The 14932-nt window shown below is 64.7% G+C and carries 15 protein-coding genes and 1 tRNA gene; 6 read left to right on the top strand and 10 right to left on the bottom strand.

Annotated elements, in window-relative coordinates:
• Positions 1-42: 42 nt before the first annotated feature.
• Both accD and trpA read right to left on the bottom strand, forming a co-directional pair.
• The gene (gene accD / locus OSH12_RS20840) at positions 43-963 is read right to left on the bottom strand and encodes an acetyl-CoA carboxylase, carboxyltransferase subunit beta (RefSeq protein ID WP_266345549.1); all 921 of its coding nucleotides are present in this window, start codon (positions 961-963) and stop codon (positions 43-45) included.
• Between the two features lie 14 nt (positions 964-977).
• A complete protein-coding gene (gene trpA / locus OSH12_RS20845; protein WP_266345550.1) occupies positions 978-1820 on the bottom strand; it encodes a tryptophan synthase subunit alpha in 843 nt (280 codons plus the stop codon).
• A 56-nt stretch (positions 1821-1876) separates the two neighbouring features.
• Between trpA and OSH12_RS20850 the strand changes: the two genes are divergently transcribed.
• Positions 1877-2269 (top strand): endonuclease domain-containing protein, encoded by a 393-nt coding sequence (locus OSH12_RS20850; RefSeq protein ID WP_266345551.1) that lies wholly within the window; start codon positions 1877-1879, stop codon positions 2267-2269.
• A 110-nt stretch (positions 2270-2379) separates the two neighbouring features.
• Here OSH12_RS20850 and trpB read toward each other — a convergent pair whose 3' ends face one another.
• From trpB to aroA, 8 genes are all read right to left on the bottom strand, one after another.
• Positions 2380-3603: a tryptophan synthase subunit beta gene (trpB, locus tag OSH12_RS20855; protein WP_266345552.1), complete on the bottom strand. Its 1224-nt coding sequence runs from the start codon at positions 3601-3603 to the stop codon at positions 2380-2382.
• Positions 3600-4292 carry a phosphoribosylanthranilate isomerase gene (locus OSH12_RS20860; RefSeq protein WP_266345553.1) on the bottom strand — a complete coding sequence of 231 codons (693 nt, stop codon included), beginning with the start codon at positions 4290-4292 and terminating at the stop codon, positions 3600-3602. Before OSH12_RS20860 ends, trpB begins: the two co-directional genes overlap by 4 nt.
• Before the next feature lie 191 nt (positions 4293-4483).
• A complete protein-coding gene (locus OSH12_RS20865; RefSeq protein WP_266345554.1) occupies positions 4484-4816 on the bottom strand; it encodes a lipopolysaccharide assembly protein LapA domain-containing protein in 333 nt (110 codons plus the stop codon).
• Positions 4817-4940: 124 nt separating this feature from the next.
• The gene (gene ihfB, locus OSH12_RS20870) at positions 4941-5225 is read right to left on the bottom strand and encodes an integration host factor subunit beta (protein WP_266345555.1); all 285 of its coding nucleotides are present in this window, start codon (positions 5223-5225) and stop codon (positions 4941-4943) included.
• Positions 5222-6226 (bottom strand): signal peptide peptidase SppA, encoded by a 1005-nt coding sequence (sppA, locus tag OSH12_RS20875; RefSeq protein ID WP_266345556.1) that lies wholly within the window; start codon positions 6224-6226, stop codon positions 5222-5224. Before sppA ends, ihfB begins: the two co-directional genes overlap by 4 nt.
• A 198-nt stretch (positions 6227-6424) precedes the next feature.
• Entirely contained in the window at positions 6425-8125 is a 1701-nt protein-coding gene (gene rpsA, locus OSH12_RS20880; protein ID WP_266333722.1) for a 30S ribosomal protein S1, read from the bottom strand.
• A 286-nt stretch (positions 8126-8411) separates the two neighbouring features.
• A complete protein-coding gene (gene cmk, locus OSH12_RS20885) occupies positions 8412-9035 on the bottom strand; it encodes a (d)CMP kinase (RefSeq protein ID WP_266345557.1) in 624 nt (207 codons plus the stop codon).
• Complete coding sequence (aroA, locus tag OSH12_RS20890; RefSeq protein WP_266345558.1) at positions 9032-10393, bottom strand: 3-phosphoshikimate 1-carboxyvinyltransferase; 1362 nt, start codon at positions 10391-10393, stop codon at positions 9032-9034. The genes cmk and aroA overlap by 4 nt, the downstream gene beginning before the upstream one ends.
• 232 nt (positions 10394-10625) lie before the next feature.
• On the opposite strand from aroA, the gene OSH12_RS20895 reads away from it, so the two are divergent.
• The 5 genes from OSH12_RS20895 to OSH12_RS20915 all read left to right on the top strand — a co-directional run bounded on the left by OSH12_RS20895 (position 10626) and on the right by OSH12_RS20915 (position 14890).
• Entirely contained in the window at positions 10626-11018 is a 393-nt protein-coding gene (locus OSH12_RS20895; RefSeq protein WP_266345559.1) for a TIGR02300 family protein, read from the top strand.
• 115 nt (positions 11019-11133) lie between these two features.
• A tRNA-Ala gene (locus OSH12_RS20900) sits at positions 11134-11209 on the top strand.
• A 316-nt stretch (positions 11210-11525) separates the two neighbouring features.
• The gene (locus OSH12_RS20905) at positions 11526-12773 is read left to right on the top strand and encodes an NAD(P)/FAD-dependent oxidoreductase (protein ID WP_266345560.1); all 1248 of its coding nucleotides are present in this window, start codon (positions 11526-11528) and stop codon (positions 12771-12773) included.
• 177 nt (positions 12774-12950) lie between these two features.
• The gene (locus tag OSH12_RS20910; RefSeq protein WP_266345561.1) at positions 12951-13226 is read left to right on the top strand and encodes a hypothetical protein; all 276 of its coding nucleotides are present in this window, start codon (positions 12951-12953) and stop codon (positions 13224-13226) included.
• Between the two features lie 233 nt (positions 13227-13459).
• Positions 13460-14890 (top strand): basic amino acid/polyamine antiporter, encoded by a 1431-nt coding sequence (locus OSH12_RS20915; RefSeq protein ID WP_266345562.1) that lies wholly within the window; start codon positions 13460-13462, stop codon positions 14888-14890.
• Positions 14891-14932: the final 42 nt, after the last annotated feature.

Below are 14932 nucleotides of genomic sequence, written 5' to 3' on the forward strand. Positions count from 1 at the left end.
AGGCCGCCGACTGTGATGGTTGTGTTGCGTGCTACGCCGCGATCAGGACGCCAGCGCGACGTCCTGCGCCGGCTTGGCCTTCGCCTTGCCGGCGTCGACCTTGGCCGGCTTCACGGCCTGGGGCCCGAGAATGCCGCAGAGCCGCGCGATGGTCGAACGCAGTTCATGGCGGTGGACGACCAGGTCGACCATGCCGTGCTCATGCAGGAATTCCGAGCGCTGGAAGCCGGGCGGCAGCTTTTCGCGGATCGTCTGCTCGATGACGCGCGGGCCAGCGAAGCCGATCAGCGCACCGGGCTCCGCGATCTGGATATCGCCCAGCATGGCGTAGGAGGCGGTGACGCCGCCGGTGGTCGGATTGGTCAGCACGACGATGTAGGGCAGCTTCGCCTCGCGCAGGGCGAGGATGCCGACGGTGGTGCGCGGAAGCTGCATCAGCGACAGGATGCCTTCCTGCATGCGCGCGCCGCCGGAGGCTGCGAACATGACGAAGGGCTGCTTGCGCGCCAGCGCCGCTTCCATGCCCGCCACCACGGCTTCGCCGGCGGCCATGCCGAGCGAACCACCCATGAAGTCGAAATCCTGCACGGCGGTGACCATCGGCACGCCTTCGACGGTGCCGGCGCCGACGAGGATGGCGTCCTGCAGGCCGGTCTTGGTCCGGGCGTCCTTGAGGCGGTCGGTATAGCGGCGCTCGTCGCGGAATTTCAGCGGGTCGATGGCGACGTCCGGGACGGGGATCGACTCGTACTTGCCCTCATCGAAGAAGTAGGCAAGCCGCTTCGGGGCGCTCATGCGCATGTGATAGCCCGAATTCGGGATCACATAATGGTTGGCCTCGAGGTCGCGATGGAACACCATCTCGCCGGTCTCGGGGCACTTGATCCAGAGGTTCTCGGGAACCTCGCGCTTGTTCAAGAGGCTCTTGATCTTCGGACGAACGACGTCGTTGATCCAGTTCATCGCTTAATCCTTGTTCAGGCTGCGACCGATTTCCGGGAAGCGCGAACGCCGCCCGAAAGTTCGGAAACGAGGGTCAGGACGGCGGGTACGGTAGCGGCCGTGGCGCGGCCCTCGCTGTCGAGCGAGGCGGCAATGGCCGAAACGATGGCCGAGCCTACCACGACGCCATCGGCATTCGCGCCGATCGCTGCTGCCTGTTCGGCTGTCCTGACGCCGAAACCGACGGCAACCGGTAGATGGGTGTGACGCTTGATCCTTGCAACGGACTCGGCGACGCGCGAGGCGTCGGGGGCTGCCGAACCGGTAATGCCGTTGATCGAGACGTAGTAGACGAAGCCCGAAGTGTTCTCGAGCACGGCGGGAAGCCGCTTGTCGTCGGTGGTCGGCGTCGCAAGGCGGATGAAGTTCAGCCCTGCCTTGAGCGCCGGAATGCAAAGCTCGTCATCGGCTTCCGGCGGAAGGTCGACGATGATCAGGCCATCGACACCGGCCGCCTGGGCGTCGGTGACGAAGAGTTCCGAACCATAGCTGTAGATCGGATTGTAATAGCCCATCAGGACGATCGGCGTCGTGTCGTCGCTCTGGCGGAAGGCGCGGACGATGTCGAGGGTCTTGTGGACCGTGTGGCCGCCCTTGAGGGCGCGCAGGCCTGCGGCCTGGATCGCCGGGCCATCGGCCATGGGATCGGAAAACGGCATGCCGAGCTCGATGACATCGGCGCCGGCGGCGGGAAGCGCCTTGAGCAGCGCCAGCGTCGTGGCGGGGTCCGGGTCGCCGGCGGTCATGAAGGTGACGAGCGCCGGCCGGCCCTCGGTCTTCAGCGCCGCGAAGCGGCGATCGATACGGGTTTCAGTCATGACAATGGGCCTAGGCTCGATGCATTGTGACGTCAAGACGACGTGGAGACGTTGCGATGGACAGATTCAAGGCAAGGGCACGTGCACTGCGATCGTCACAAACCTCCGCGGAAGCGCGGCTCTGGTATGTGTTGCGCGGCCGGCGGCTGCTCGACTGGAAGTTCAGGAGGCAGCAGCCAATCGACCGGTATGTCGTCGACTTCGTGACATTCGCCGGCAGGCTGATCGTCGAAGTCGATGGCGCTACCCATTCCAGCGACGGGGAACGGCAGCATGACGCGAAGCGCAGCGACGTCCTGACATCGCTCGGGTTCCACATCCTGCGCGTGACGAATACCGACATATACGAGGATTTGCCAGGCGTTGGAGAAGCCATTCTGCGTGAATTGGCGACAGACCGCTTTTCACCTCTCCCTGAGGGAGAGGTCGACGGCGAAGCCGGCGGGTGAGGGTTTACGGCGCTTCCGGAGAGGGCGTAAACCCTCACCCGGCCCGTTGGGCCGACCTCTCCCTCAGGGAGAGGTGAAGAAAGCGTCGTTTGCCTCGCCCGCAGCATCAATCAGACATCCATACCGAGCAGCTTGCCCACAGTGTGGACGTCCTTGTCGCCGCGGCCGGAGAGATTGACGATGATGATCTTGTCCTTCGACATGGTCGGCGCAATCTTGATCGCCTGCGCGATCGCATGGGCCGATTCCAGCGCCGGGATGATGCCTTCGACACGCGTGCAGACCTGGAAGGCGTCGATCGCCTCCTGATCGACGATCGGAACGTAGTTGACGCGGCCGGTGTCGCGCAGCCAGCTGTGCTCCGGTCCGACGCCGGGATAATCGAGGCCAGCCGAGACCGAATGGCCTTCGAGGATCTGGCCGTCGGCGTCCTGCAGCAGATAGGTGCGGTTGCCGTGCAGCACGCCGGGGCGGCCGCCGGTCATCGAGGCGGCGTGGCCGTTCTCGAATTCCAGACCATGGCCGCCGGCTTCGACGCCGACGATCTCGACGTCCTTGTCATCCAGGAACGGATGGAACAGGCCGATGGCATTCGAGCCGCCGCCGACAGCGGCGATGATCATGTCCGGCAGGCGACCTTCCTGCTCCAGAATTTGTTCGCGGGCCTCGATGCCGATCACCGCCTGGAAATCGCGCACCATCTCGGGATACGGGTGCGGACCGGCCGCCGTGCCGATCATGTAATAGGTGTTCTCGACATTCGACACCCAGTCGCGCAGCGCCTCGTTCATCGCGTCCTTCAGCGTGCCGTTGCCGGCGGTGACCGGATTGACGGTCGCGCCAAGCAGCTTCATGCGGAAAACGTTCGGTGCCTGACGCTCGACGTCGGTGGCGCCCATGTAGACGACGCAGGGCAGATTGAAGCGGGCAGCGACGGTGGCGGACGCCACGCCATGCTGGCCGGCGCCGGTTTCGGCGATGATGCGGGTCTTGCCCATCCGCTTGGCGAGCAGAATCTGGCCGAGGCAGTTGTTGATCTTGTGGCTGCCGGTGTGGTTCAGGTCTTCGCGCTTGAAGAAGATGCGCGCGCCGCCGAGATGCCGGGTCAGGCCTTCGGCGAAGTAGAGCTTGGAGGGCCGGCCGGCATAATAGGTCGAGAGCGACTGCAACTCGGCCTTGAAGGCCGGGTCGGCCTTGGCGTCGTCATAGGCCTGCTGCAACTCGAGGATCAGCGGCATCAGCGTCTCGGCGACGAAACGTCCGCCATAGATGCCGAAATAGCCCCGCTCGTCCGGGCCGGTCTTGAAGGAATTGGGCTCACCGGAAACGGTCACGACGAAATCCTCTCGCCGGCGATGATCCGGCCTTGGTCAGGGTTGGGTCGAAAGCCGCGGATCGCGGCGATGAAGGCTCGGATCCGGTCGGGATCCTTGATTCCGGGCGCGCTTTCCACGCCCGAGGATGCGTCGATCCCGAAGGGGCGCGTCAGCGCGAGCGCCTCGGCGACGTTGTCGGCGTCGAGCCCTCCGGAAAGCATATAGGAAAGGCCGGGGTCAAGCGCATCGAGAAGATGCCAGTCGAACGAAACGCCATTGCCGCCGGGAAGCGCCGCGCCCTTCGGTGGCTTGGCGTCGAGCAGAAGGCGGGAGGCCACGCTGGCATAGTCGGCTGCGCGCGAAACATCCCCGGCGTCGCGAATGCCCAGCGCCTTCAGCACGGGCAGGCCAAAGCGGGCGCGAACCTCGGCGACACGCTCGACACTCTCGCTGCCATGCAGTTGCAGCCAGTCCGGCTTTACCGTGTCGACGATCCCGGCGAGCGCGGCATCGTCCATGTCGACGGTGAGCGCGACGATCTCGGCTTTGCCACGGGCGCGGCTGGCGAGAACGCTGGCGCGTTCGATCGAAACAGCGCGCGGGCTTTTTGGAAAAAACACAAAGCCGACCATATCGACGCCGGCGGCAAGCGCGGCGTCGAGGGTCTCTTCGGTCGATAGACCGCAGATTTTCACGATGACGGTCATGGTGTCACGGTTCTGAGCATTTTTTCACGGTCGAACTTGCCGGAACGTTTGGCACGAAAGTGAGGCCAAGTCCAAGAAAAGTCCTGATTTGCCCTGCTTCGCGCGAGGGACGGCGGGCCGACGCGCGGCCGTCCCGTGCGGGATGGGCCGGTCGTGAAGGCAGGGGCGGCGCAGAGGTCGCGACGAGCGGATCAGCCGCGCGGCGCGGGAAGCGTCGTGCCCGGGCTTGTCGCGGCGCGGTACTGCGTGTTCTCGCGCTTGACGTCCCGAACCTCGTGCCGGAGGTGGCGGGCCTGGCGGCGCCATCGGCCCTGTCCGAGCCATGTGCCGACGCCGCCGAGCACCACGCCGACGGCGATGGCGCCGAAAACCAGCACGAAGAGCGGCATGGAAATGGCGACGGCCGGATCGACGGAATTGAACGGATCCAGCGACAGCGCGACGGGGTGGCGATTGGCCACCGAAAGCGCCACCGCGATGATTGCGACCGGAACGAGGATGACGATCGCAAGAATCTTTTTCATCAGTACCGCCTCAAGCAGGGCGCCGGAAGTCCGTAGCCTGTCCGGTCAAGATCATGCGCCAATAGAGCGCTCGAGTCACGTTTGGTTCAATCGAAACGGACGCGTCGATTGAACCAGCCGCGATCTACTCGTCGTCGTTGAGACGCTCGCGCATCTCTTTGCCAGTCTTGAAGAAAGGCACGTATTTTTCCGTAACTTCGACTTTCGAACCGGTGCGCGGGTTTCGCCCCTGTCGCGCCGGTCGGTTCTTGACGGAAAACGCTCCAAAACCACGGAGCTCGACCCGATCGCCACGGGCCAACGCATCGATGATCTCGTCAAGAATCGAGTTCACGATATGCTCCACATCCCTTTGATAGAGATGAGGATTTTGTTCGGCGATCTTCTGCACCAGTTCGGACTTGATCACCGCGGCGCCCCCTCAGCGTCGTTCAGACCCGATGGAGCGTGCCAAACGGATAGGAGACCGTCAAGCTGGAGTCTGGATGGCAGTAAGCCGGCGAGGCCGGAAGCCTGCAGCAGCTCAGGCGAAAAGCCTGCTTGGCGCGCCAGCCAGATGAAGGCGGCGCTGGAAAAGGAGAAGGGGCTGGCGCTGCTCGCGGGCTCCCAGTCGATCACGCGCAGCTCGGCCGTGACGCCTTTTTTCGTCGTCAGCCAGCCGATCGCGGCTTCCTCGCCGCCGATCTCGTCGATCAAGCCGGCCTCCAACGCCTGGCGGCCGGAATAGACGCGGCCATCGGCAAGCAGCAAGGCCTTGGCGCGGTCGAGGCTGCGGCGCTCGGCGACGATGTCGACGAACCAGTTGTAGGTGTCGCGGATCATGTCATCGATCACGGCCAGCGCTTCCGGCGTCGGCGGTGCGAAGGGGGAGGGCGCGGCCTTCAGCGGCGACGACTTCACCTCGGTCAGCTTGATGCCGAGCTTTTCCATCGCGCCACTGACTTCGGGCGACTGGAACAGCACGCCGATCGAGCCGGTGATCGAGGTGCGATAGGCGACGACATGGTCGGCGGCGATGGCGCTCATATAGGCGGCCGAGGCGCCGACGGTGCGGATGGCCGCGACGGTCGGCTTTTTGGCGGCGAGCTTGCGGATCGCCTCATAGAGCGCTTCGCCGCCCGCGGTGGCACCGCCGCCGGAATTGATCGAGACGATGACGCCCTGGACGGCGTCGCTCTTGCCGATCCTGTCGATCAGGTCGAGTTCGGCGCGGTTTTCCGAGATGAAGCCGGAAATGGTCAGCCGCGCGATGTGCGGGCGAGACTTACCGGTGAGGCCGTCCGGGCCGACGGCCAACAGGCCGCCGCCGACGATGGCGAGGGCCGCCGCCACGAAGGCGAGCACGCGCCAGGTGGTCAGCTTTCGCCGCAGGCGTCGGCGATCAAGGATCTGGTCGGCGTCGATGCTCATCCAAGCGCTCCCGGTCGATCTCGGCCTCGAAGACCCAGTCAGTCTCGAGGACCTGGAACGGGTTATATGTTTTGCACCACGAAATCAAACAAGTCCGTGCCAAGCGATTGTCTGGACAGGCGATTTCGCAAAAACACCGCCAAAACGAAAACGCCCCGGACGAGCCGGGGCGTTTCCTTATTCGTTGGGCGGTGACGATTACTCGTCGGTGCCCTGACGTGCCTTGAGGGCTGCGCCGAGGATGTCGCCGAGCGACGCACCCGAATCCGACGAACCGAACTGGGCAACCGCTTCCTTCTCTTCGGCGATTTCAAGCGCCTTGATCGAGACGGCAACCTTGCGGGCCTTCTTGTCGAAGTTGGTGATGCGTGCGTCGACCTTCTCGCCAACGGCGAAACGCTCCGGACGCTGCTCCGAACGATCACGCGACAGATCGGCGCGACGGATGAAGGAGGTCAGGTCGGAATCCGCAATCCGGACTTCCAGGCCGCCTTCGGTCACAGCCGTGATCTCGCAGGTGACAACGGCACCCTTGCGCAGCTCGCCGGAAGCTTCGACGAACGGATCGCCGCCAACCTGCTTGATGCCGAGCGAGATACGCTCCTTGTCGATGTCGACGTCGAGAACCTGCGCCTTGACGATATCGCCACGGTTGTACTCGTCGATGACCTGCTCGCCGGGACGGTTCCAGTCGAGATCCGACAGGTGAACCATGCCGTCAACGTCGCCGTCGAGGCCGATGAACAGACCGAACTCGGTCTTGTTCTTGACTTCGCCTTCAACGATCGTGCCGATCGGGAACTTCTCGGAGAAGCTTTCCCAGGGGTTCGACAGGGTCTGCTTGAGGCCGAGCGAGATACGACGCTTAACCGGATCGACTTCGAGGATCATGACCTCAACCTCTTGCGAGGTGGAGACGATCTTGCCCGGATGAACGTTCTTCTTCGTCCAGGACATCTCGGAGACGTGGATCAGGCCTTCGATGCCCGGCTCCAGCTCAACGAACGCACCGTAATCGGTGATGTTCGTGACGCGGCCCGAGAACTTGGCCTGAACCGGGTACTTGGCTTCGATGCCCGACCACGGATCGGCCTCGAGCTGCTTCATGCCGAGCGAGATGCGGTGCGTCTCGTGGTTGACGCGGATGATCTGCACGCGGACGGTCTGGCCGATCGAGAGCACCTCGGTCGGATGGTTGATGCGGCGCCACGCGATGTCGGTGACGTGCAGCAGGCCATCGATGCCGCCGAGGTCGACGAACGCACCGTAATCGGTGATGTTCTTGACGACGCCTTCGATGATCTGACCTTCTTCGAGGCTCTGGACGAGCTCCGAACGCTGCTCAGCGCGGGTCTCTTCAAGGACGGTACGACGCGAAACGACGATGTTGCCGCGACGCTTGTCCATCTTGAGGATCTGGAAGGGCTGCGGCGTGTGCATCAGCGGGCCGACGTCGCGCACGGGGCGGATGTCTACCTGCGAACGCGGCAGGAAGGCGACGGCGCCGTCCAGATCGACGGTGAAGCCACCCTTGACCTGGTTGAAGATGACGCCCGTGACCTTCTCGTTCTTGTTGAACTGCTCCTCGAGGCGGATCCAGCTCTCTTCGCGGCGAGCCTTGTCGCGCGAGAGAACGGCTTCGCCGAGGGCATTTTCAACGCGCTCGAGATAAACCTCAACCACATCGCCGACCTTGAGCGCGTTGTCGCGACCCGGGCCGTTGAATTCCTTGAGAGCGACGCGGCCTTCGGTCTTGAGCCCGACGTCGATGACGGCGAGGTCCTTCTCGATGGCAACGATCGTGCCCTTGACGACGCTGCCTTCAAAGAGGTCTTCGTTGGCGAAGGACTCTTCAAGAAGGGCGGCGAAATCTTCGCGGGACGGATTGGTAACAGCCATAAATTCTCCTGGTGCCATTTCTGGCGTGCGTCGGCGGTTGGCGTTGCTGAAACCCAAGATCACGATCCTGCCCATCGACGGAAATCGGGGCAACCGCATGAGGCGGACCGACGCTTCCGGACCGGGATTCGGGTGTTTTTCCATGAAATTTCAGCGCCGACGCCACATCCGGGGATGCGTGCCAACGCCAAAACGTCACAGACGTGGCGCTCTATATAGCTTCAGGGCCGTTTCGGCAAGGTAAAACTGGCCGGTTTCCGCCCTTCCGACGACGAGAACCGATCAATCACTCGTGTCCGGCCTCGACGATCGCCAAGGCGGCCTGGAAGGCGGCTTCGGCGTCGAGCGCCGTGGTGTCGAGCCGGACGGCATCGTCGGCCTGCCGCAGCGGCGCGGCCGAGCGGTGCGAATCCCGTTCGTCGCGTTCCAGGATCTCGGCCAGGATCCGCTCATAGGGCACGTCGCGGCCCTTGGCGTTCAGCTCGTCGGTGCGCCGGCGGGCGCGGACTTCCGGCGAGGCGGTGACGAAGATCTTCACATCGGCTTCCGGGCAGATCGCCGTGCCGATGTCGCGGCCGTCGAGCACGGCGCCGGGCTCCGCGCGGGCAAAATCGCGCTGGAAATCGACCAGCGCGGCGCGGACTTCCGGATGCACGGCAACGCGCGAGGCGAGCTCGCCCGCCTCGCGGCCGCGCAGGTCGGCATGGTGCAAATCCTTCGGCGTGAGCTTTCGCGCGACTTCGCCGGCCTGCGCCGCGTCGTCGAGGTCGAGTCCCTGTTCGGTCATCAGCCGACCGATGGCGCGATAGAGCAAACCGGTGTCGAGATGGTTCAGCCCGTAATGCTTCGCCAGTTTCAGGGCGATGGTGCCCTTGCCGGCGGCGGCCGGTCCGTCAATTGCGATGATCATGCTGCGGCGGGCCCCGCCCTTTCGAAATGCGCGCCAAGCCCGTTCATCAGGGCCTGGAATTCGGGAAAGCTGGTCTGGATCGAACCGAAATCGTCGATCGTCACCGGCGCCTGGCCGGCGAGGCCCAGTACGAGGAAGCTTGTGGCGACGCGGTGGTCGAGCCGGGTGGTGACAGTCGCGCCGCCGCCGATCCGGGCGGCGCCGCCCGTGACGGCGAGCGATTCCGGCCCTTCCTCAACGGTGACGCCATTGGCGAGCAGGCCGGCCGCGATGGCGGCAATCCGATCGGATTCCTTGATCCGCAATTCGGCCAGGCCCTCCATGACCGTCGTGCCCTCGGCGAAGGCGGCGGCGATGGCGAGGATCGGATATTCGTCGATCATCGAGGGCGCGCGTTCCGGCGGCACGGTGACGCCGCGCAGGCGGCTGGCGCGGACGCGGATGTCGCCGACCGCCTCGCCGCCGACCGTGCGACGATTGTCGATGGCGATATCGCCGCCCATCTCCACCAGCGTCTCGATCAGGCCGATGCGCATGGGGTTCAGCAGCACGGCTTCGATCGTCAGGTCGGAGCCCTCGATCAGCAGCGCCGCGACGATCAGAAAGGCGGCCGAGCTCGGATCGCCGGGGACGACGATCTGCTGGGCCTTCAGGTCGCGCCGGCCTTCCAGGCGGACGATGCGCTCGCCATCCTCGTTGCTGTCGATTTCGATGGAGGCGCCGAAAGCGGTCAGCATGCGCTCGGTGTGATCGCGCGTCAGCGTGGGCTCAACGATCGTCGTGATGCCGGGCGTGTTGAGCCCGGCGAGCAGGATGGCCGATTTCACCCGCGCCGAAGGAACGGGCAGGCGATATTCGATAGGCAGGGTGATGTCGGGGCCCTTGATGGTCAGGGGCAGCCGGTCCTTGGATCTGGCCAGCACCTGCACGCCCATCCGGCGCAGCGGATCGAGAATGCGCCCCATCGGCCGGCCGCGCAGCAACGCGTCGCCGGTGAAGGTGGCGGATATCGCCTGGCTGCCGACGAGCCCGAGAGCGAGGCGGACGCCGGTGCCGGCATTGCCGAAGTCGATGGCGTCCTCCGGCTCGAGAAAGCCGCCGACGCCGACGCCCTTTATGCGCCAGTGGCCCGGCTCCGTCCGCGACACAATGGCGCCGAAGGCGCGCATGGCGGCGACGGTCGCCAGAATGTCGTCGCCTTCCAGCAGGCCCTGGATCGTCGTCTCGCCGATTGCCAGCGCCCCCAGCATGAGCGCACGATGCGAAATCGACTTGTCGCCCGGTACGCGGACGCGCCCTTTGAGGGGGCCGGTTGCCGTCGCGGTCAGCGGGACGGGCGAAGGACGTTCGGACGGCATAGGGTCGGGCTCCTCGGGCATTCGGCAAGGGCGAATTCGGGGTCGCGCATGCGGGCTCAGAGACCAGAATGGACGGTCGTCGGATAGCACGGCTGTCCCTCGCCGTCACCCAAGTTGCGTGCGAAGGGGGCGGCGAGCGGATGGCAAGTTGGGGCGCGGCTCAGAATTGCTTTTGACAGCGCCGATTCTACTCATTATGGGACACCGGCTCTTTTAACCGATGAGGCACGACGTGGCGAAAGCGGAACTCGGCACTAAGCGGGTCGACCCGGAGACGGGCAAGAAGTTCTACGACCTGAACAAAGATCCAATCGTCTCGCCCTTCACGGGCGTTTCGTATCCCCGGTCGTTCTTCGAGTCCGGTCCGGCCAAGGCCCGTCCGGCCAATGTGAAGGACGAAGAAGAAGAAGAGGTCGAGGACGAGGTCGCCAAGGGCGCCGAGTTCGTCAGCCTCGAAGAAGCCGATGAAGAAGCCGCCGGTGGCAAGGTTGCCGTCGAAGGCGATGACGACGACGACGTCGAGATCGCCGATGACGAGGCGGATGACGTCTTCATCGAGGACGAGGAAGAGGATGGCGACGACGTGGCCGATATCATCGGTGGCGTCGAGGACGAAGAGTCCTAAAGCTATCCACAGGCACCGGTTCGATTTTTTGAATTGGCGCTTGATTTGAAAAAGAGCGCGGCTTAAGAGTTGCGCCGTTCCGGGGGGGTCCCAACCCCTCCGACTTCGAGACAGTGGGGCCATAGCTCAGTTGGGAGAGCGCTTGAATGGCATTCAAGAGGTCGTCGGTTCGATTCCGATTGGCTCCACCATCCTCCCCTTCAGGAAACTGAAGTGAACGAAAGCCGCCCCTCCGGGCGGCTTTTCGTTTTTCTAGCCCCCACCAGGGCGCGCCCCACGTTCACGAACATCGCTCGACCTGCCGGCGGACTCGCTCGCGCCGCATTGGCAACCCGCGTCTCAAAACTCGCGCCTCGTGAAAAGGGCTGGAACCGTTGTTGCGTGCTGCCGTTTGCGCTGACAGGGGGGAGCGGTTTTGCCGACAGCACAATTTTCAGCCGTCCATTGGACCCGTCGCGTTCTGGCCCCTTCCGGCACAGGCCATCGTGCCGGGGCGGTGGCGGCGCGATGATCTCGTTCGATTCCGAATCCGATCCCGATTCTGGCGGTGGGGGAATCCATCCGGTCCGGTCCGGCGCGGCGCCCTGGCGGAAGCCCGAGACAGAACTGGCCACGATTCACCTTTCGGGCGGCACCGCCTGCGACGTCCTGATCGTGGGCGCCGGCATCACCGGCGCGATGACGGCCGAGGCGCTCACCCGGCAGGGCCTTTCCGTGCTGGTCGTCGATCGCGCCATGCCCGGTCGCGGCAGCACCGCCGCCAGCACGGCCATGCTGCTTTGGGAAATCGACACGCCGCTGGTCGAACTGGCGGACCTCTATGGCTTCGACAAGGCTGCATCGATCTACAGGCGCAGCCTGGCGGCGGTTCATGATCTTGGCGCGCTGGTGGAGGGGTTGGGGCTCGCTTGCCGCTACGCGCCACGCCCGTCGCTTTATCTGGCCGAGCCGTCCGCCGCGCCCGACAGCCTGCTGCCCGAGCTTTTGGCGCGGCGGCGCGCGGGGCTGCCGGGGGAGGCGCTGGATCGAGGGGCGCTGATGGCGCGGTTCGGCATCGATCGCCCGTCCGCGCTGATGGCCGGCGGCGCCGCCGAAGCCGATCCGCTTCTCCTTGCCCATGGCCTGCTGTCGCGCGCCTTCGAGCGCGGCGCCCGGTTCGTGGCGGATGAAGTGGTGGGATATGACCGGCTTTCTCGGGGTGGCGCCGCGCGGCTTGCCTCCGGCGCTTTCATCGAGGCTGGCACCATCATCCTGGCGACCGGCTACGACATGCCTGATTTCGTGGCCTCGGACCTGCACCGGATCGTCTCGACCTGGTGCATCGCGACGCCGCCGCAGGACGCGGCGCGGCTCTGGCGCGACCGGGCGCTGATCTGGGAGGCCGGCGAGCCCTATCTCTACGCCCGTCTCGACGCGGAAAACCGGCTGATCGTCGGCGGCGAGGATGCGGAAATTCTCGACGCGGCGGAACGGGAACGCCGGATGCCGGAAAAGGCGGCGGCGCTGGTCAAACGGATGCGGACGCTGCAGCCGCAGCTCGCTTATGAGGTTTCCAGCGCCTGGACGGCCGCCTTCGGCGAGACGGTGGACGGGCTGCCCCTGATCGGCCCCGTCCCCGGCGCCCCGGGCATGCTGGCCGCCTATGGCTATGGCGGCAACGGCATCACTTTCAGCTTCATGGCCTCGCGCATGATCGCGGCGATGGTCGCCGGAGAGCCGCGCGCCTGGTTCGAGGATTTTGCCCTCGATCGCTGATCCGGGCAGACACTTGGGTCCGCGTTGCTTCAGCGCCATCGCACCGCGAAGAGCGCCAACACGGCGTTTCACAATCCCTTGAGATTTTCTGGTGCTTCGGTCGAAAGACCCCATCTTGACACCTGTCGCCTGGCAATGGGCGGCAGGGGCGCTGCCAACTCAAGTTGGAGAAACGTCGTGAAAAAGAACCTGCTCTTCATCCCACTCGCCGGCCTTATGTTTGTGTCCGGCACTGCCCTGGCAGCGGAGACCTACAATGGTGTGGTCGCGCGGACCGACCCGAACAGCGGTCATGTTGAACTGTTGGGCGGTACGACGTTCCAGGTCAGTGAGCCAAGCTTGCTGCGCGGATTGGCGCCGGGCGAGCATGTCATCGTCACGATCAATGAGAACAACTCCGTCGGCATCCAGGAAGATTCGTCCTATGCCGGAGCTGGTGACGGCGGCTATTGATACGATCCCGCCTGTTCCTTTCGTGACGACAGCTTGTCCTGACCGATCCTTGATTCCCGGGACGGATGTGCCGTCCGCCCCGGGGCGTCGTTTACCTCCCCTCAAGGCGTCGTTTCTTTCCCCCAAGTAGACCCGCAAGTAGAATTCGGTTGAATTCGCCATCCAAAGCAGGGATGAGCGATGTCACCGCCTGACTCTGCGGCAGGCAGGCGGCGCCATTCCGGGGGGATCGCATGACATCGTCGACGGCGCAGAAACTGTCGCTGCCCAATCTGAGCGCCATGGTGGTCGGCTCCATGGTCGGGGCGGGCATCTTCTCGTTGCCGCAGACTTTTGGGCGGGTCACCGGCGGCTTCGGGGCGCTGATCGCCTGGGCGATCGCCGGCACCGGCATGCTGATGCTCGCGCTGGTGTTCCAGAGCCTGTCGCGCCGCAAGCCTGACCTCGACGCCGGTGTCTTCGCCTATGCCAAGGCCGGCTTCGGCAATTATCTCGGCTTCGCGTCGGCGCTCGGTTACTGGACCGTCTGCTGCCTCGGCAACGTCTCCTATTTCGTGCTGATCAAGTCGACACTGGGGGCGCTGGTGCCGGCCTTTGGCGAGGGCAACACGATCCAGGCGATCGTCAGCTCGTCATTGATTCTCTGGGTGGTGCATTTTCTCATCCTGCGTGGCGTCAAGCAGGCGGCCGGCCTCAACACCATCGTCACCGTCGCCAAGATCATCCCGATCCTGATTTTCCTCGTCTTCGTCGGTTTCGGCTTCAAGGCCGATATCTTCGCGCTGAATTTCTGGGGCGGTGAGGCGGCGACCGTCGGCAATGTGTTCGCGCAGGTGCGCGGCACCATGCTGGTGACGGTGTTCGTCTTTGTCGGCATCGAGGGCGCCAGCGTCTATTCGCGCTATGCCAGGAACCGGAACGATGTCGGCGTCGCCACGGTGCTGGGCTTTGTCGGCGTGCTCTGCCTGCTGGTGCTGGTGACGATGCTCTCCTATGGCGTGCTGCTCCGGCCCGATCTCGCGGCGCTGCGCAATCCGTCCATGGCGGGCGTGCTGCAGGCGGTGGTCGGGCGCTGGGGCGCCGTCTTCGTCAGCATCGGGCTGATCATCTCGGTGCTCGGCGCGTATCTCTCCTGGTCGCTGCTGGCCGCCGAAGTGCTGTTTTCCGCCGCGCGGATGGAAAGCATGCCAAGGTTCCTCGCGCGCGAGAACCGCAACCAGGTGCCGTCCGCCGCGCTCTGGCTGACCAGCAGCCTGATCCAGCTCTTCCTCGTCTTCACCTTCTTCGCCGAGGAAGCCTTCCTGCTGGCGCTGAAGCTGACGAGCTCGATGATCCTGCTGCCCTATCTGCTGGTGGCGGCTTACGCGTTGAAGCTGGCCTGGACGCGCGAAACCTACGCCACCGACCCCGCCGCCCGCCGCCTCGATTTCTTGCGCGCGGCGTTGGCGACGCTTTACGCGGTCGGCCTGATCTATGCGGGCGGGCTCAAATTCCTGCTGCTATCGACCGTGATCTACGCGCCGGGAACGATCCTGTTCTGGATCGCCCGCCGCGAGCAGGGCAAGCGTGTTTTCACGCCCGTCGAATGGGGGCTTTTCCTGCTTGCCGCAGCCGGCGCCATTACCGCCATCTACGGGCTGGCGACCGGGGCGATCGGGGTCTGAACCCAGCTTCTCCGCCGATTTTCGGGGCGTATCGAAATAGGA

The sequence above is a fragment of the Kaistia terrae genome (assembly GCF_026344005.1).
Classification (GTDB): Bacteria; Pseudomonadota; Alphaproteobacteria; order Rhizobiales; family Kaistiaceae; genus Kaistia; species Kaistia terrae.